At 38.4% G+C, this 19877-nt stretch carries 8 protein-coding genes; 2 read left to right on the top strand and 6 right to left on the bottom strand.

The window, feature by feature from the left end; all coding sequences use genetic code 11:
• Nucleotides 1-19 precede the first annotated feature (19 nt).
• From FJR05_RS13865 to fraC, 5 genes are all read right to left on the bottom strand, one after another.
• Nucleotides 20-11425: a LamG-like jellyroll fold domain-containing protein gene (locus FJR05_RS13865; RefSeq protein WP_168644649.1), complete on the bottom strand. Its 11406-nt coding sequence runs from the start codon at nucleotides 11423-11425 to the stop codon at nucleotides 20-22.
• Nucleotides 11426-12917: 1492 nt separating this feature from the next.
• Nucleotides 12918-13565: a phosphoribosylglycinamide formyltransferase gene (gene purN, locus FJR05_RS13875; protein WP_168466584.1), complete on the bottom strand. Its 648-nt coding sequence runs from the start codon at nucleotides 13563-13565 to the stop codon at nucleotides 12918-12920.
• Nucleotides 13566-13737: 172 nt separating this feature from the next.
• A complete protein-coding gene (locus FJR05_RS13880) occupies nucleotides 13738-14517 on the bottom strand; it encodes an ABC transporter permease (RefSeq protein ID WP_168644650.1) in 780 nt (259 codons plus the stop codon).
• Nucleotides 14518-14537: 20 nt separating this feature from the next.
• Nucleotides 14538-15548 carry a septal junction protein FraD gene (fraD, locus tag FJR05_RS13885; RefSeq protein ID WP_168644651.1) on the bottom strand — a complete coding sequence of 337 codons (1011 nt, stop codon included), beginning with the start codon at nucleotides 15546-15548 and terminating at the stop codon, nucleotides 14538-14540.
• Nucleotides 15549-15589: 41 nt separating this feature from the next.
• The gene (gene fraC / locus FJR05_RS13890) at nucleotides 15590-16126 is read right to left on the bottom strand and encodes a filament integrity protein FraC (RefSeq protein ID WP_168644652.1); all 537 of its coding nucleotides are present in this window, start codon (nucleotides 16124-16126) and stop codon (nucleotides 15590-15592) included.
• A 526-nt stretch (nucleotides 16127-16652) separates the two neighbouring features.
• Between fraC and FJR05_RS13895 the strand changes: the two genes are divergently transcribed.
• Nucleotides 16653-17789 carry a cob(I)yrinic acid a,c-diamide adenosyltransferase gene (locus FJR05_RS13895; RefSeq protein WP_027402849.1) on the top strand — a complete coding sequence of 379 codons (1137 nt, stop codon included), beginning with the start codon at nucleotides 16653-16655 and terminating at the stop codon, nucleotides 17787-17789.
• Nucleotides 17790-17984: 195 nt separating this feature from the next.
• A complete protein-coding gene (gene ruvB / locus FJR05_RS13900; protein WP_168644653.1) occupies nucleotides 17985-19085 on the top strand; it encodes a Holliday junction branch migration DNA helicase RuvB in 1101 nt (366 codons plus the stop codon).
• A gap of 85 nt (nucleotides 19086-19170) precedes the next feature.
• Here the strand turns inward: ruvB and FJR05_RS13905 are convergent, their stop codons facing one another.
• Nucleotides 19171-19527: an STAS domain-containing protein gene (locus FJR05_RS13905; RefSeq protein ID WP_174783703.1), complete on the bottom strand. Its 357-nt coding sequence runs from the start codon at nucleotides 19525-19527 to the stop codon at nucleotides 19171-19173.
• Nucleotides 19528-19877 lie beyond the last annotated feature (350 nt).

Here is a 19877-nt window from a genome sequence, read left to right on the forward strand (position 1 = left end):
CTCCTATCCCTGTTACTTCCTAATTCCTTTTTAGTGGGGGAGTGTGAACAGTTACAATTGTTGTTGTTCCTGTTGGTTTTGATGTTAATTTTACATCAAAGGCGACTGTATCCCCTTTATCTGTGAACACTAGGCTTTTGAGTTCAACATTAAGATTGGAAACACCTGTTGTGTTAAAGCTATAAACATCTTTGTCAACCTGAACAGTAGTGGGATTGATGGGATTTGCAAATTCAATTTCTGCCCCAGGAGTTAGGGTTATGTTCACCTCTTTTGTAGGTTCGCTGAGAAGGGATACTTCAAATGTAGCGGTTTCTCTTTCCCTGACAACGGTTTGACGACCTACTTCGACAATGCGGATTCCAGGTACATCATCATCGAGAATTTCTAGAATTGCTTTTGATGTATTTCTATCCGGATCTAATTGACCATTTTCATTACTATCTTCACCTGAATCTAATTTGCCGTTAAGATTAACATCCTCACCTCCCAAAGTGTAGGTTGGCTTGGACTCGGATATATCTTCTAGCAGTAATTTCACAGCCACGGTTTCTGCTTTCATGTTAGCAGCAGAAATAGATCCAATTTTATTTTTGAATGTTGAATCAATGTTTACTTGAACAGTTTCTGTAAGAAGGGGCAGCAATATGAATGATGCTCTAGCCGTCTTGCCAAATCCTAAATTAGGCTCAAAGCGAGAAGTTGTTTTTGTGTTGCGATCATAAATAAATACATAGGAATCGGTCGAGTATACTACGAAACTTCCATCATCGCTGATAAAAGTGTTGTTATGGTTATAGTAAGTATCATCCGTGCTAAATGTAATAGGTGTAATTTCATTGTTGTTGAGATCATATACAAAGATATCGCTTCTTCTATTCGTATCGTTTGGCACTAAATTACTAGCTATTGATGCAAATGCCACAAAACGCCCATCTGCACTGATAGAAGGATCATAGCTATGGTCATTGCCTCCAGTGGTAATGCGAGTAGTTTTATTTTCCTTGCGATCATATACAAAGATATCGCTTTTTCCATTCGTATCGGTTGGCACTAAATTACTAGCATCTGATCTAAATGCTACAAAACGCCCATCTGCACTGATAGAAGGATCATAGCTATTGCCATTGCTCTCTGTGCCATTTATACCAGTGGTAATGCGAGTAGTTTTATTTTCCTTACGATCATATACAGATATATCGGTTTTATAATCCTTGCGTGTCTGAAATACAACAAAATCTCCATTACTATTGAGATTGTAGCCGTTACTCTTATAATAGTCGCCAGTATCAACAATATCATCATCAGTGGGTGTGGGAATGGAAATAGTTCTATTTTCCTTACGATCATAAATAAATAGATTTGATTTGTACTGATGATTGGGATTTTTCCCAAAAAATAGTACAAAGCTTCCATCAGAACTGATAGAAGGATTAAGTCCATCACCTACACTTACATCAATATTGACTTTTGTATTACGGTTATGGACATATATTTTTCCATCTTTATCTGATCTAAATGCTACTAGATTTTCATCAGAACTGATAGAATACCAGTCACTAGTAATATTATTAATTTCATGAAATAAAACTGAAAGTGACTGTAATTTAATATCCTCTTGAAAAATAGCTTCAATCCCATTGTCAAATTTTAGAGTTTGACCTGCGGCAATGTTGGTAGTTTCTCCATGAATTGGTCTAAGTATATCTAAGGTTAATGTTGTTGTTGTACCATCTTCATTGTCGGTCATTTCCTTAACCTTACTTACTTGCCACTTGATATCTTCAACCAACTTGTCATCAACAGGAGAAATAATAATATTTGCTTGGATTTCTCCTGGGGCAATTCTGACAGTACCTTGTTGTTGGTTATTTTGGATTCGGTAATCTCCGAAGTCAAGTTTTCCATTGCCATTAAAATCTTCGCCATCATCTAAGTTGCCATTATTATTAATGTCCTCAAATAAGGTTGCACTACCACCGACAACTTCATAACGAACTACAATCCCATTACCATCAAGGGGTGCTGGGGCATTTAGCTGAACAGTAAAGTAACTAGGTTCACCAAAAAGTTCAGATGCAGTGGGTCCAGCAATGATTTTGGCTGTGGGTAAATCATTGTCTTTAATGGTAACGTCTAGGGATTTGCTATCTAAAGTTTGAAGAGTCTTGCCATTTACGCCTATCGTTTCGATAGGTGCGGTACGATATTGATAATCTGCATCACCAAGAATGAGTTTGTAATCATTACTGGTAGTGTTATCCTTTCCTGATACTTTGAGTAAGTAATCTCCAGCAGCTAATCCATTTAATTCAATTCGCTCTTTATTTTCGGTAGTTGAACGAGAATTTTTAATTGTCCCATTGATTAATTTGCCATCCAATTTATTAACGGTACTATCAGCCAGAATTTTATTAACGCTACTATCAGTCAGAATATCTCCTGTACCTTCGTTGATTGGATAATAAGCAACCAAACCTGCCTCATTGCCATTGAGATTCCTATCTTTATTGTCTTGGATATATTGTTGGCTACGAGCAGTGTTCCAAATACGAACTTCACCAATTTCACCCTTAAAAAAATTACCATCATTTTTAGAGTTCTTACCAATAAAAGCCTCTTCCACACCGTCAATTGCAACGCTACTGCCAGTATAAGTAAACTCACTAACTAGCACACCATCAACATATAACTTTCCTGAGTGTAAACCATCTCTTACAGCAGTTAAATGATGCCATTTTCCATCATTTACCTGAGTTAAAGAAATACCACCATTGCCAGATAAATCACCTGTCTGAAAATCAAATTTGGCTAATCCATTTTGTAGAGACACTTGCCAAGAATCGCTTTTACCTGCACCGATTAAAGTGCCAGAGGATGCTGTTGTTTTAAACCATAGTTCAATGCTAAAATTACCACGCCCTCCAACTTGGCTGGCAAATTTTACATAATCATCAACACCATCAAAAGTTAAATTGGATGAATTGGGATACAACTCCAGATCGAGATCGCCTTTGGCATTAGCAAACTGAATTTCTACAAAGTCCTTAGCAGTTCCTTCGGTGGGGAGAGTGAACTTATACCAATCTATGTCAGTAGATGTTAATGAGTCTATGGTTAACCCAGTCCGTTCTATTCCTCCAGTAATTTTCCCTAAATCAAGTCCCTGATCTGGTGTGTTATTATTCCACTTTGATTCAAAGTCTTTAATATTGCCGGTTTCTACCTTAAATTCAATTTGGCTAGTTTGGAAATATTCAACTACTGAATCATCTAGCGCTGTCACCCGCACTGTTTGTGCTTGATTCCAGTTGTTTTTATTGAAGGTGAGGGTAAGGGGTTCACCAATATCTTCATTATTGAGTTGAAACTGGTCAACTTTGGGAGTCATGATCACTCGAATTTCACCCACTGGCTGACTATTCAATTTGACAGAATAGATGTTTTCTCTTCCTTCTTCTACCTGTCCAGGGGGGGTGATGATAATCTTGGCTGTATCAATCTTCGCTGGATCACTATCTTCAGTGTTGGTGAGGGGGATAGGATTAATATTCAGCTTATTGTAGTTAGGATCTTCGCTGGTGACAGTGGTAATAATATTGTAGGGGACAGTACCATCGGCAATATCATCGTTAATTCCCACAACTTGGAAAGTTTGAGGGCTATTCCAGTTATTAGCGTTAAAATTGAGACCGATAAAATCAGAAGGTTCAGAATTAGATCGAGTCCAGGATGTCCCACCTTGTAATGTTCCATTGGATTTATTAACTGCACTATCTATTAGAGTTATCCCAGACCCTTCATCAGCTTTGTAATAATCAACTAAACCAGTTTCGTTGCCGTTGAGAGTCTTATCTTTGTTGTCTTGGATGTCTTTTTGACTACGTGCTACATTCCAAATGCGAACTTCACCAATTTGACCCTTAAATAAAGCATCCTGGTCCCAATTACTTTTGCCGATAAATTGATTAGTTCTAAGGACATTTAATGGTGCGTTTTGCTCTGTTCCTGATGCTTTTAATTCTCCATTCCAGTATATTTCAGCTTTGCCCTTACCATCATTTACTGCTGTCACATGAACCCATTGTTTATCAGGGAAGACTTCACTGGTTGTTATAAATTTTGCCGTACTACCGTTAAAAGTATGAAAGGTCATTTTCCCTGTCGTACCTTCCCATGCCAACAGGATATTATCCTTAGCTGCACCATTACCAAAGTCTATGATGCGTTGGTAGTTACGTTTAGCATCATCTACATATACCCAAGCTTCAACAGTTATTGCTCCACCTAAATTACTAGCAGGTAAAGAAACATAATCGTCTACTCCATCAAATGATAAGGCAGTATGACCATTAATTTTCCCTTCACTACTATCATTACTGCCAATATAAACCGTAACAGGTTTTGTCGGTTGACTGTTGAGTCGGACGGTATAGGTTAAAAATGAACCATTTTCACTTGTAGATGTACCACTTGGTTTAGTGATAGTCACTCCAGCCGTGTCATTATCTTGAACCGTCAAATTAACAAATCCAGCAGTAGTAACACTACCATCAGTATTTGTCGCAACTTGATAATTAGTACCTGCCTTTAAAGCTATTTTTACGGTTTCGTCGGTTTCATCAACTTTGTCATCTATGGTATTAACCGTGATGGTTGCACTACTTTGACCTTGGGCAATTTTAACAGCCTGGAATTGGTAATAATTTGTTGTAGTTGTGCCATTTGTAACGACTAAATCTAAGTCGCCATCTCCGTCTAAATCTTTTTTAGTTCCTGAAAGGTTGTTAACATCTATAGGAGTTAGCTCAAAACCATCTGTTCTTTCTTTCAAATAAACTTGATTAGTTGCTGGTACAGTATAATCTTCGCCATATTTAAAGTCTTTTCCATCTACTGAATAGAAAATTAAATTTCCACCAGTACCAGCAGCCTCATCCAAATTAACAGTTAAGTTAATCTGACTCCCTTCAGTAATTGGTGTTGTGGGAGCAGCAGCAATACTCGCTTTGGGTCCTGTACTGCTGTTAAGAATGTTTGTTTTGGTGATACCATTATCGTCATCAAGATTGGTGATGATGATAGGTGTGGATACATTATTATTATTGTATTGATCATCCTTACTGCTTGCTTTGGCTGTAACTGTATATTTGATGTCTCCATCTACCAAAGTATCATCTAAACCTGTAATTGTGACACTTTGATATTGCTCCCAATTCTCTGGAGTAAAATCTAGTGAAGATTTGGAGAACTGCCCTTCTGTACCATCAATGTTACTAAATGTAATTTTTACATTTTCTGTGGGCTTAGAAAAGAGACGAATACCAAAGGATGCTGTATTTTCGTTTTTCGGTAAAGAAACATCTACAGTGCCATTATCCTTGAGGGTAACAGTACCCAGGTTAATATTTCCTGGACTATTGGGTTCTTTCAAGATTGCTTTATAATTTGCAGGGATGCCAGCAATATTTACCTTACTTACATCTATATTTACCTTACCTGCATCTATATTTGCCTGAGTGAGAGTAATTGTTTTAACTAGCTGTCCATCCTCACCAAATAGTTGCAGAATACTCTCCACTTCTGGATAGGGTTCAGCAGTGACTAATGGACTAAAACTTGATGTATAAGTGTACTCATAATTCCAAGATGTCCCACCTTCCAAAATACCATTCGATGTATCAAAATCACTACTATTAATTAGGGTAGTTCCCCTGCCTTCGTTGGCTGGATAGTAAGCAACTAATCCTTCTTCATCGCTATTGAGAGTCCTGTCTTTATTGGATTCAATTTCTTCTTGACTGCGAGCTACATTCCAAATGCGAATTTCATCAACTTCACCTTTGAAATCATTTCCCTTGTTACGACTACCAATGTATAAGGGAGAGCCATTTGTAGTCCTTGTATCTGTTGTATCCCCTGTTTCTCCGTCTAAATTACCATCAATGTAGAGAGATAATTTTTCTCCATTTTTAACGAAGGCCACATGATGGGGTTGATTGTCATTGACTAAAGTAGTAGAAATAATTTTAGGATTTTTAGAGCCATCATACCGTGCAACTTGAATCTGACCAGAATTGCGGAGATAACGAATTACAAATGGATAACCACCGCCTCCACTCCATTTTTCAATAATATCGTTATCACCATTTCTTAAATCTTTTTGCAGGGGATCAACTTTAATCCATGCTTCAACAGTAAAGTCTTGATTATAATCAAAATTGATCCCATTTGAATTAGGAATCGTTACACGGTCATTTATTCCATCAAATGATAAAGATGTAGCAGTAACAGCATTGGAAAGCTTAATCCCAGCTTTATCATCATCAATAATGTTCAGAGTGGCTGATATTTGACTAGGTAAAGTAGGTAAAGTGTAATCTGTTCCTTCTTGTAGTGTAATGGTAACTTGTTCATCACCTTCAGCGATATCATCATTAATGGGATAGATAGGGATAACTACGCTGGTTTCTCCGGGAGCAACGGTTATGGTATTTATAGAATTGTAATCTGTACCTGATGTTGCACTTCCTGCTAATTGATAGTTAACAGTTAGTCCCTCTGCGGGGGCAGGTGCGTTTAAATTAATGACAAATTGCCCTGGTTGAATGTCACTTTCATTAACATCATTTAATTTACTGATAGTTAATTCTGGGGTGACAGCTTCAGCCTCTTCTGGATTTCCTTCTGTAATGCGTACTTTGTCAGATGGAATATTAGTAAAGGGGAAAGTTGCATTAGTGGTAAGATAGTTGGGAACACTAACAGTAATACTATTACTAACATTAGTTCCGGTAACGCCACTTACAGTAACAGTTTGAGGAGTATCCCACGCGCTGGGTTGTATTGTTACAGATGTTTTGTCTAATGCTCCTAAACCAGATGTAAGAGTTAGAGTTACTGCACTGGTAGGTTGACTGGTTAATTTTACTTGAAAAGTAGCATTACCATTTTTATCAACAATCAATTTATTACTATTTGAAATTTCCTGACCATATTCATCAAGAAGAATAACTCCTTTTTGATATGCCTGGTTATCTTTGATAGTGATAGTAGCTGTACTATTATTAGTATCTACATTGTAGTTATAGCCAATGGCATCACGTTCAGTTTGAGAAAGAAAGCCATCAGCATTTGTTGGGAAATTAGTATTATTCTCAAAGCTATCTGCGTATTCGTCCTTACTATACCTCCCATCATTATTGGCATCAAAAATATCAAAATTAGTTGGACGCAATTGGATAGTTAATTGTTCGTCTCCTTCAACTATTGCATCGGATAAGGCACTAACATAGATGCGGGCTGAGGTTTCCCCTTTAGGAATAATAATGCCATTTCTTTCTGTGTTAATATTGGTGGAAACCCGACGAGTCCGGGAGGTAAAGTAGTCATCATTCTTCAGGTTATTAGTGGCTGTGTAAGAGTAGGTTGAGTAGTTAACTAATGTTCCATTTCTTTTGTTAGAAGTTTTATCTTGGGTATCTCCATCAAATTGCCAATAGCCTACTAATCCTTGCTCATTACCTGCAAGGGTTTGATTCATTGTATTTTGAATATCTGCTTGACTACGAGCAGTATTCCAAATCCGCAATTCATCTATTTTGCCTTGAAAGAAGGCATCCTGTGACCAATTACTTTTGCCGATATGTTGTTTGGAACGGTTGACATCTTTCGGTCTAGCTTGCCCTGTTCCTGACGCTTTTAATTCTCCATTCCAGTATATGTAGGCATTACCTTGACCATCGTTTACTGCTGTCACATGAACCCATTTGTTGTCAGGGAAAACCTCATCGGTTCTTATTCCTGTTACTTGATTACCTTGGGCAGTAGTAAGGTAAGTGGTAAAGTTCATTTTACCTGTGGTACTTTCCCATGCCAACACAATATTATCGTTAGCTTGTCCATTACCAAAGTCTATTACTCGTTGCCAGTTAAGTTTAGCATTATCTACATATACCCAAGCTTCAACGGTTATTGCTCCACCTAAACTACTGGCAGGTAAAGAAACATAATCATCCTTGCCATCAAAAGTTAATGATTGTCCTTCTTTTTGCTGTGTAATATCATATTCTACCCATAACCCCTGTGGTCCTTCAAAGGGCTTGTCTAATTTAACTTCTACATAACCAATTTGAGGGGCAGGATTTTCTAGATAATTAACTCCAAATAATTGGAGTTCTGCTAATTGGGTAGCACTATCACCATTGTTAGCAGTAATATTCAGGCGATAATAACTATAACCGGTGCTATTATTAAGGGTAAAACTCCGAGTTTGGAATCTACTACTAAAGGTTTCGTTATTACGAGTATCTAAATTTGTCCAATTACTTCCATCATTTGACCCTTGTAAAGTCCAGTTTTTGGGATCTCTTGCTGGAACATCATTAGCCGAAGTAATTTTATATTCAGTAACTACATAGGACTGATCCTTATTAAACTGATACTGTAGCCACCCATTATTAGCAAAAACTAACCATTTAGTATTAGTTAGATCGTCAAAAGCTTTCGCTTTTCCTTCATTGGTGCCATTCTCACCAGATGCTGTAATAGTTCCTGCTAGATTAGTAACATCGCCAAAGTAATTTACCCCTTGATTATTAGTTGTAGTATCATTCAAGTTACCTTCAAATTGCCAGTAACCAATTAATCCCTGTTCACTGCCTTTGAGGGGATTTAACATATAACTTTGAATTTCTGTTTGGGTGCGTGCTACATCCCAAAGCCGCACTTCATCAATAGCACCGATAAAGTTATTATCTCCAACTTTACCAATGGTTAATTGTTTGGTGTTAGAAAGTGGTAAGTCTTTTATATCTTTTCTGATCAGTTCTACACCATTGACATAAAGTTTATATTCTTCACCATCAAAGGTGGTTGCTACATGATTCCAAGTATTAGGATTAAGGGCATTATCTACGAAAAATGTATTATTAACAATACCTACTTTGATTGTGGTTTGATTCTCAACCCAAATACTAGGATAGTTGTCATAGCCTAAAATTCCACGTTGCGTTTTATCATTATCTTCTAAATTAGCAAAGATCCAGGCTTCTTGGGTAAATTGACCAGTTTTAGTGAGATCAAGACTATCATTGCTAGGAATTGTTATATAATTACTACCATTGAGGTTTAATGCTGCTCCTAAACCTTCAATGGTGCTACCAAAACCAAAGCCTTCAGTGGGGTGAACGATTTCCCCTAATGTGACTGTGGGTTCGTTATCGGTAATCTTTACGGTAGCTGTTGCCTCAGTAGTACCAATTCTATAACCATCAAGCTGATTATTATCGTGATTATCCACTAAAGTAATAGTTACAGTTTCTTCCTGTTCCCAAATTTCATCATTAACTGGCTCAACAGTAATTTTTATCTTTTGGATATTTTCGTCTATATTCCCAATATTATAAATACCATTTTGACTAGGATCTAAATATCCTTTGAACGTATTAATACTGTTTTCTAATGAGTCATATCCTTGATATGTGAGTTTATAGTCAGACCCTTTTTGGGTATTATCATACTTGCCTAGTTTAGCAGTACCTTGAACCCGGAAATAAAGGTTAAATGTTTTAAGTAGATTGTTAGCTAGAAGTCCATCTCTATTTAATTTAATTAGAAACTCACCATTACTATTATTAACGTCTCCTTCTTTTAAATCATTGCTCTTCGTAATACTAACTAATGGATTAACAAGTGAATCAGTAGGACTAGTTGATAATGTTTTGTTTGTTGCTCCAGTCATTGCAAAAATTGTATTACCTTCAGCTTCTCCGCCCGTATTACCGGTTCCACCGGATGCCATATTCGTACCGGGGATAAAGTTAGTATTGTAATGAGATAAGGTTGCGTTCTGTCTGACGAAAATCGCGCCACCTAAACCAGCACCACCGCCGCCTTGACCACCCGGTTTTCCGTACGTGGACTGATTAGCTGCCCCTTCCGAACTTGTATTAGGAGTACTATTTTGACCTATTGCACCCGTTCCACCATAGTTAGTTCCACCAACGCCACCAACGCCACCAACGCCAGCACCTCCGGAACGGAAAGTATTATCATCACCCCACCGTTTGAAAATGACTATACCAGCAGCACCGCCACCGCCACCACCGCCACCACCAAACCCTCCGTGACCGCCAGCACCACCATTGCCGGCGTGATACAAGTGATCCTGTGAATCCGCGTGAATCTTACCATAGCCGCCAGCACCACCACCACCGCCGCTACTGCCACCTTCTCCAAAATTACCATCAGCACCGCGATAGCCAGATTCACCGTTTCGGTACCAATCTGTATATCCGTCTCCACGCCTACTTGACGGAAGTTGAAATTGTGAAGGTATAGAAAAATTGGCGTTGCTGACATTTAATGTTCCACCTAGACCACCATCCTCACCACTGCCTCCTGTCTTGGCTCGACTTGCATTTCCATTCCATTCAATAATACTAGATTGACCACCGTGTCCAGCAGTTCCAGTTGCATTCCCACCCTGAGCCTTATTATTCTGGAACTTTACATTATCAAGAGTGACGTTACCACTATTAATAAACAGCGCCCCACCAGCGCCTAAACCACCACCACCACCATTTTGACCATCGCCTCCCCTTGCTAAACCATCAGCAAAGGTCAGTCCATAGAAGGTAACTTTAGCCCCGTCAACTGAAATTATTTGACTACTTGGAATACTGTCTTTGGTTTTTTTACCACTAATAGTGGTGTTACCATCATCAATAAAATAAATGTCATTACCTATGCTAAGAGTGGGGAGAGAATTTTGGAGATAAATTGTGCCACTCACACCAGTCAAATCAATAGTATCTACTTCATTATTCTTCGCTGCATCTATAATTGCCTGTCTTAACGAACCTGCACCACTATCATTATTATTAGTTACTTTAAAAACTGCCAGCACACCCTGATAATTGTTGCGGATTTCAGGCGCTAACACAGACTCAGCTTCAATATTCCCAGTAACAACCTCTAACTCCCAATCTCCCCCCAAAACCGAATTACCAGTCAAATCATTAGACCCAGCAATATCAGCCCCAGTTAAATCACCCAACTGCTGAAGAAACTCTACCCCTAACTCTCCTGCACCGACATTACAGCCATAGAACAAAATATCAGCATTATCAGTCAGGGAATTACGCCAACCCTGTAAATAGTCACTATAAGCCTGTAAATTCTCATTATTAAGGACAGTATTACCCAACTGCACCATCCCCGCACCACCGTGGGAGATAATTTGCACACTATCAATATCACTGTAATTAGCTAAAACATTACTAATCTGTTCAATCCCGTCTTCATGACTATTTAGTATAAATACTTGCGTATCAGCACCGACATTTTCAACCAAAGCCTGATAGTTTTGGACTTGGCTATCAATAAATAGGATATTTTTACTGGTGACGTTATTGCTTTTCATGGTAGACCCCTGATTTTGAAGTTATATAAGTTAACTATGGAAGACTAATACAATTGTCATCAAACCTGGAACAAGAACCCCACCCCCAACCCCCTCCAGTATCAAAAGCTTATCCTTTTCTTCCCCCCGCTGCGGGGCCCGCTGCGGGGGGATTTAGGGGGGTGCGATGAGGGGGCTAGGATGTACCTTATATGATTGGAAATCGCTGTAATTACTTATTTTTGATCTTTGTATCCCTGATGGAGCAAGGAAGTCAGGCAAATCAGATATCAGTAAGTAGTGAGACAGAATTAATTACACAATGTCATTGCGTTAGCGTTGCGTGACTTTAGCCATGTGGAACGAAGTGAAATGAAGCAATTCCAAGGGTTGTGATTGCTTCCCTTCGCTCGCAATGACTGTAAATATTTTTGTCTAATTACTTAATCCGTTTATTCGCCAGATTTGCGCGGTCTGATGCACCCTATTGATGTACCAGTTGCGTAAGTTATGATGGAAAGAAAATACCAATTTATAAATAAGTCCGTATCCATATGTATGCCAGTTATTGAACTGGCACAACCTTCAAATGTAATGTGATGTAGGTCAGTGTGGGCTTCTCAGTGACTTCTCTAGGAGGACATTAAGAGGGTGTTTGAAAAGTATTAGAGAAATCCACAAAAAAGATGATCCTAGTGCTTACGCATTGACAAAGTTTTCTAAATATGTAATGTAGATTTTATCTCTTGTAGGGTGCGTCAGACCCAATAATTTGGTAAAAAACAGATTTCCTATATCTGACGCACCCTACTCAATATGTAATGTGGATTTTATCTCTTGTAGGGTGCGTCAGACCCAATAATTTAGTGAGGGACTTCCAAGAAATAAATTATCCTGATTAACCAACCACGGAGGCGCAGAGGACACAGAGGAATAAGGGTTTGAGAGATTTTTGCGTTAGGTGGTTTATCGGTTGTCAAGAGATTGCTTCCTTTCACTCGCAATGACAACTCATGCAGCACAGGTTTATTAGAGACTTCCAATCAAAAAAATATCCCAAAATTTCTTGTGGTGCGGGACGAATTGCCCGCTAATCATCAAGGACAGGCATCCTGCCTATCCCACAAAATTGGGTAATTTATTTTTTGGTGTTCCCTAAGTATCTGAGCAAAATTAATTCAACATTTTTGGAACAAACAAAAATCTCTAAGAGGGTGTTTGAAAAGTTATGGTTGATGTATCAAATATTTTTTACCCCACCCTAACCCTCCCCTTGTAAAGGGGAGGGAACTGGATTTTTATTGTTTCCCCCCTTTACAAGGGGGGACTAAGGGGGGTAGCAATGTGATGAAAATTACGGAATACCACTTTTCAAACATCCTCTAAGTAGTGAGACAGAATTAATTACACAATGTCATTGCAAATGGAACGAAGTGAAATGAAGCAATTCCAATGGTTGTGATTGCTTCTCTTCCCTCGCAATGACTGTAAATATTTTTGTCCAATTACTTACCTATTCCCTTTTTAACAAAGAAATTGCTATTGGTAAAATCCGATGCTCTTGGATTTGAATTCTCGCGTGTAGTGTTTCTGATGTATCATCTGGTAAAACGGGAACAGCCGCTTGAATTAAAATCTCGCCACTGTCAACTTCTAAAGAAACAAGATGTACAGTACAGCCAGTAATTTTGACTTTAGCGACTAAAGCTTGTTCTACAGCTTGCACGCCCTTAAAACTCGGTAATAAACTGGGATGAATATTAATCATGCGATTAGGAAAAGCGTCAATTAAAACTTGTGTGACTAATCGCATCCATCCCGCCATAATCACGAATTGTACATCATACTGCTGTAATGTTTGGGCAACTTTATGATCAAATTTTTGACGATTTTTGTAGTCTCGATGATTTAACAATACAGATTCTACACCCCAATTTTTAGCCCTAACTGCTGCTTTTGCATCAGGATTGTTGTAAATTAGAACTTGAATTTGGGCGTTAATTTTACCATCGGCAATAGCTTGGGCAATTACTTCAAAATTACTACCATTGCCAGAAGCCATAATTCCTAGTTTCAAAGGCTGATTCGAGGAAACTTGGTGATGATAAATATCGGGATAAATGAGACTGTCAGTAGTATTTATTGGGGAATCGTAAATCATAGACAATAATTATTTTAACAAAATTTTTGAAGGTCGAGAGTTTCAGATCCCCGACTTCTCTAAGAAGTCGGGGATCTTGTTAATAATCATCTAAATCAAATTAATCAAACAAATCATAGTTCAGACGTTTTTCTGATTTATTAATCAAACAAATCATAGTTCAGACGTTATTTTAAAATTCTCGTCTTAAAAAGATAAGAATGGCGATCGCTAACAACATAAAACTATAAAGCAAACCATATCCCGCATTGGTAACTAATGTGATTGGATCAGGTAGTGCTTGCAAACCGTAAACAGCATCATTCTTTAAATCTAATCTAGATAAATCTGGCAAAATTAGATATAAACTTTGGGTAATGCGTTCCATACCAGGATTCTGACTTAATTTACCTAATGCCACTAAATCTTGAGTAACATTCCCCATTAAATACACTGCAAATGTTAGGGCTGTGGCTATCAGTGAACTGGTAAAAACGCCTAAAGTAATGGCTACGGCAGTAATTAAACATAATTGAAAAAAGATGAATAGCGTAGCCAGAAAAATGCTAGTAACCGGATAGGATACTTGACCAAGTTGTAAGAATCCTAAATAAATTATTGTCATTGCAGTAATTAGGACACCGATAACTGCTGATAACCCTAAATATTTACTGGCAATAAATTCACTGCGGCTGATGGGTTTGGCAATTAATACTAAAATAGTCCGTTTTTCAATTTCTTTGTTAACTAATCCTGTGCCGATAAATATAGCGACAATTAAACCAACGACGTTCATGGTTGCCAAACCAAAGTCTAAAAAGATTTTATCAAAAGCAGTGACAGTAAATTCGGGAATGGCACGGAAGGCAATACCCAGGATAATGGCATAAAAACCGATGATGTACAGGATGCGATCGCGGATCACTTCCTGAAATACATTCTTAGCCATGACGACAGTTCTCATTACATTCATAGTAATTGCTTGTTCCTTCCTTATTGTTGTGCTGGTGGAGAACCCATGATAAATTTACTTGTGCGATCGCAAGTTAGACGGGCAAAGGTATTTTTATTATCTGTTTGTTTACCAGAGTTAGATGGTTCTATCAAACAAGATTTTTTCCAGTAATATCCTTGAGAGTTGGCACTAGGTCCAGCCCAAATTGTCAAAATATCTAGCCTATATCCAGACTTGATATTGACGACACGGGGTTCAACTCGCCATAGTAGTCTTTCTTGGGATTTACCTAAATTACTATTAATCGTTCTTCTTCCCAAGTTGCCTAGTTGCTGATTAGCTTCTAGTAACCATTTTTCTACTTCACCCCAAGGTTTATTGGCAAGTTGTTGATTAATTAAGGGTTGCAGTTTATTTAAGATCAAATCACCAGTTTTTGGCTTTCGTGATTGTGGTTCTAATCTAATCACAAAAGCACTTTTCTGAAAATTATCTGCTCGTAAACTGGGATATTCTTTTAACCATTTATCTATCACAAAGTAAAACTGAAACCAACAACTAATTAGCATACACCAAGCTAATAAAACTACAACTTTTTGACGATCTTGCAATTTAGGAAGTTTCGCATTTGGCAATCTCCCACCGTTGCCTTCAAAGAAGTTAGGTATGGCTGTAACTAGGGCGGCTATTGTCGGCCAAATGACTATAGTATTAAATGTTAATCCACTCTCCTGGTATCCAAAGGCAAAGACGCTCACTAAAAAGCCTGTGATTACTGCCCCAACTGGCATAAAAGTTCCGGGAATTCTTAAAGGATCGTCCGTAGTATACCAAGTTGTTCCTGCTAATAAAAATAACCAACCACAAAAGGCAATAATATCCTTAATATACCCTACGGCAAAATATGATATTCCCCAAGAAAAAACACTCAAATAGATAAATGTTTGCCATGAGTATGCTTTGGCTGGTGTCAGAAATTTTTGCACTCCTGCAAATAAATCCTGAATATATTTAAATATGCCACCTATTTCCTTCAATAAAAAGTTCATGAGATTACCTCTAATTAATGCAATGATGAATATTGATCATTTTACCGAGAGCGAATTAATATGATAAAGGTTATGGCACTGTAACTGAGTGAATTTGCTATTAATGTTGCCGTGATTAAATTAGTATTCTGCAACTTAACTATATTCATATAACTAGCTCTTTGTTGTGAAGAACTGATTTCTGGCTGGGTGTTTTTTCCGCCTTCACCCATAAAAATGATGAGGATCTTCATCAATAAAAATTTAACTAAGAAAGTCGCTATGAAAATAGTAAATGATAATAAAATTATCATTGTACTAATGCTAGAAGCTTTAATCTTATTGAAAAATACATAATTAATCAATTCGGCTTTGATCGGGATAGGTAACATTGGTTCGACTGTGAAAAACACAATCCAGCCAATGACACTCGAAAAAACATTTAAGGCAATGGCATAAAAAATGCTGGTTCTTTTATCAAACTTTAACCATTTATGAAGAACATAGGCTTCTACAGAAATGGCAGTTAGTAAGAATAATATTTCAAAAAATATCGCCCCAATAGGCAAGATTATGGGTAGTGATAATTCATCAGACATAATGGTAACAACAAGAAGATTTTAGGAGTTAGTTAGATCCCCGACTTCTTGAAGAAGTCGGGGATCTGGGGATTACGTTTTTTTTGACTTAGTTGTACAGAGTATAACTGAAAGAATACGGATAAGTAGTGAGACAGAATTAATTACACAATGTCATTGCCAATGGAACGAAGTGAAATGAAGCAATTCCAAGGGTTGTGATTGCTTCCCTTCGCTCGCAATGACTGTAAATATTTTTGTCCAATTACTTAATCGGCAATTATCTCATTGTTCTGACATTTATGATCCGAGTGTGACAGGATATTTAGATTGATTTTATTAATACATCTATCAAGCTTGAATACGCAAAGATACAAACCGCCCACCGCAGGGCGGAAATCAAAAGTCAAAAGTCAAAAATCAAAAGTCAAAACCAAGACAGGATAGGCCTTTTAATGATTTGGGATAGTTGATTTATTTATGCCCTGCCGCACTAGATTCTAGTTTCGTTAAGATAGAGAATTGCTACTTTATAGCTTTTCAAAAGATGACAAGGAACGGTATCGGTATTCGGACAGCGCAAGTCCGTTCTGAGCGGCTTACGGGTCAAATTCACGTCTATGATGGTATTGGGAAAGGTAAGTCCCAAGCGGCTTTAGGGGTGGTTTTGCGCTCTATTGGGTTGGGAATCAATACACCTAGTGATTCTAGCCGGGTTTTATTGTTGCGGTTTTTGAAAGGGCCAGAACGGGATTATGATGAGGATGGAGCGATCGCTGCATTACAGCGCGGGTTTCCCCATTTAATTGATCAGGTTCGCACCGGGAGAGCCGAATTTTTTGGTCATGATCAAATTACAGCTTTTGATCGAACAGAGGCTGCAAGGGGTTGGGATGTAGCCAAAGGGGCGATCGCTTCGGGGTTGTATTCAGTAGTTGTCCTGGATGAAATTAACCCGGTTTTGGATTTGGGTTTGCTGTCAGTGGATGAGGTAGTCAATACTTTAAAATCTAAACCCCAAGAACTGGAAATCATTACGACTGGACGCGCAGCACCGCCACAATTATTGGATATTGCGGATTTGCATTCGGAAATGAAACCCCATCACCACCCCACAGCCGCAGAACTTTTCATTGAAGGCATTGAAATTTATACAGGGGCAGGTAAGGGTAAATCTACCAGTGCTTTAGGTAAAGCTTTGCAAGCAATTGGTAGAGGCATCAATCATCCTGGTTCTACCCGTGTATTAATTATGCAGTGGCTCAAAGGTGGTAGTGGTTATACTGAAGACGCAGCGATCGCCGCCTTACAACAATCCTATCCAGAAATTGTAGATCATCAACGTTGTGGACGGGATGCCATTGTTTGGCGAAATTCTCGTCAAGATTTAGACTATATAGAAGCGGAAAGAGGTTGGGAAATTGCCAAAATTGCGATCGCCTCTGGTGTCTATAAAACGATTATTCTCGATGAACTCAATCCCACCGTTGACTTAGAATTGTTACCTGTTGATCCCATTGTTCAAGCCCTTTTACGCAAACCTCGTGATACAGAAGTAATCATCACCGGGCGCTGTCAAAACCAACCCGCTTATTTTGATTTAGCTAGTATTCACTCTGAAGTTTACTGTCATAAACACTATGCAAATCAAGGCGTAGAATTGAAGCGCGGAGTTGATTTCTAAATATATGGGCGGGGTTTTCCCGTCCTCATTCTTCTATTGCCTATTCCCTATTGCCTATTCCCTATTCCCTGCTATTGTAAATTTACAAAATGAAATAAATATCTGTATTCTCAAGCAACCCCAAATATCCTATACTGAATCTTACCTACGAATAACTAAACCCCCATCTCTGTACTTCTGAAATCCCTGAAAATTATGGCGATTATCTCCTCCAAAAAACAGCCTCCAGAACCCAACGGAGAACCCAAACAGCAACGGGAATCAGCCAAAGTACCACCCGCAGAAAATCTGTTGCAATCAGAAGCAGCCATTAATGAACAAGGGAAACCAGAAGAAAGTATTCGTCCCCAACGCTTTGCTGATTACATCGGACAAAAGGATTTAAAAGATGTCTTAGATATAGCCATTAAAGCCGCTAAATCTCGGAATGAAGTCATGGATCATTTGCTATTGTATGGACCACCAGGGCTAGGTAAAACCACAATGGCCATGATTTTAGCCTCGGAAATGGGGGTGAGTTGCAAAATTACCAGCGCCCCAGCTTTAGAACGACCACGAGATATCGTAGGGTTATTGGTGAACCTGAAACCAGGAGATGTGTTATTTATAGATGAAATTCATCGGTTATCACGGATGACAGAGGAAATTCTCTATCCAGCAATGGAAGATTGTCGCTTAGATATCACTGTAGGTAAAGGTTCTAGCGCCAGAATTAGAAGTATACCATTGTCTAAGTTTACCTTAGTCGGGGCAACAACCCGCGTCGGAGCTTTAACTTCCCCATTGCGCGATCGCTTTGGCTTAATTCAAAAGTTGCGTTTTTATGAAGTTTCCGAACTTACTCAAATTGTGATTCGCACCGCCGAATTATTACAAACTTCAGTTAATTTGGACGGAGCGACAGAAATAGCCAAACGTTCACGGGGAACACCAAGAATAGCTAATAGATTACTAAAGAGAGTCCGTGATTATGCGGAAGTAAAATCTTTTGTAGAAATAAATGCAACTGTAGCAGCGGAAGCATTACAACTATTCCAAGTTGATCCTTGCGGTTTAGATTGGACAGATAGAAAAATGCTCAGTGTGATTATTGAAAACTTTAATGGTGGTCCAGTCGGCTTAGAAACTATCGCTGCTACCACTGGGGAAGACACCCAAACCATTGAAGAAGTTTATGAACCATATTTAATGCAAATAGGTTATTTAAGTCGGACACCCAGAGGGAGAATCGCCACTAAAGCCGCCTATCAACACATGGGTTTTAAGCCACCTAATGAGCAGTTATCATTACTGTAGACTAGATCCCCGACTTCTTAAAGAAGTCGGGGATCTTAAAAGAAGTCGGGGATCTAAATGAAAGATATAAAAATACTAATTTAGTCTAAACTCCAGTGGCTACTAGCTGTTGATTAGTAACAGGAGCAAAAATATCTTCGTAACTTGGGAAAACTTCAAATACTGAATCAAGCTGGGTAAGTTCCAAAATCAACTTAACTGGAGCTTTGACATTGCAAAGAACTAACCTACAACCACTTTGACGCGCTGAAGTAAGTCCTTTAACAAGAGGGACTAATCCAGAACTATCCATAAAATCTACTTCTGATAAATCTATAACCCAGAGTTGGTGATGCTGAGGTTTAATTGCAGCCATCTGTTCGCTCAAGATAGTACCACTATCTAGGTCTATACTACCCTGGGGTTTGAACAAAATCACTTGTCGTTCTTGTGTAAGAGTCATAAATTTAACCAAGTATTTAAAACGCAAAAGAAGGGGCAAACTGACATCCATACTGTTTATAATTCAACCGCATTATGACTGTTTTCGCAAAGTTTCTGAGAATTAACAGCAGCGCAGTTGAAAAAGGCTTTTTCAGTATTTATGCCGTATAATTTGTTGATATGTCTTTCTAGTATAAGCATAAATTACCGCCAATTTCGGTAACGAACTTATCATTATCTAAATTATCTATAGCAAATCCGGCTTGATTGGTCATTGGTCATTGGTCATTGGTCAGTTGTCATTGGTGAAAACCATTCTTCTTCCTCCCCCCACTTCCCCTACTTCCCCCACTTCCCCCACTTCCCCTA

The sequence above is a fragment of the Dolichospermum sp. UHCC 0259 genome (assembly GCF_009711935.1).
In the GTDB taxonomy this organism is placed as follows: domain Bacteria; phylum Cyanobacteriota; class Cyanobacteriia; order Cyanobacteriales; family Nostocaceae; genus Dolichospermum.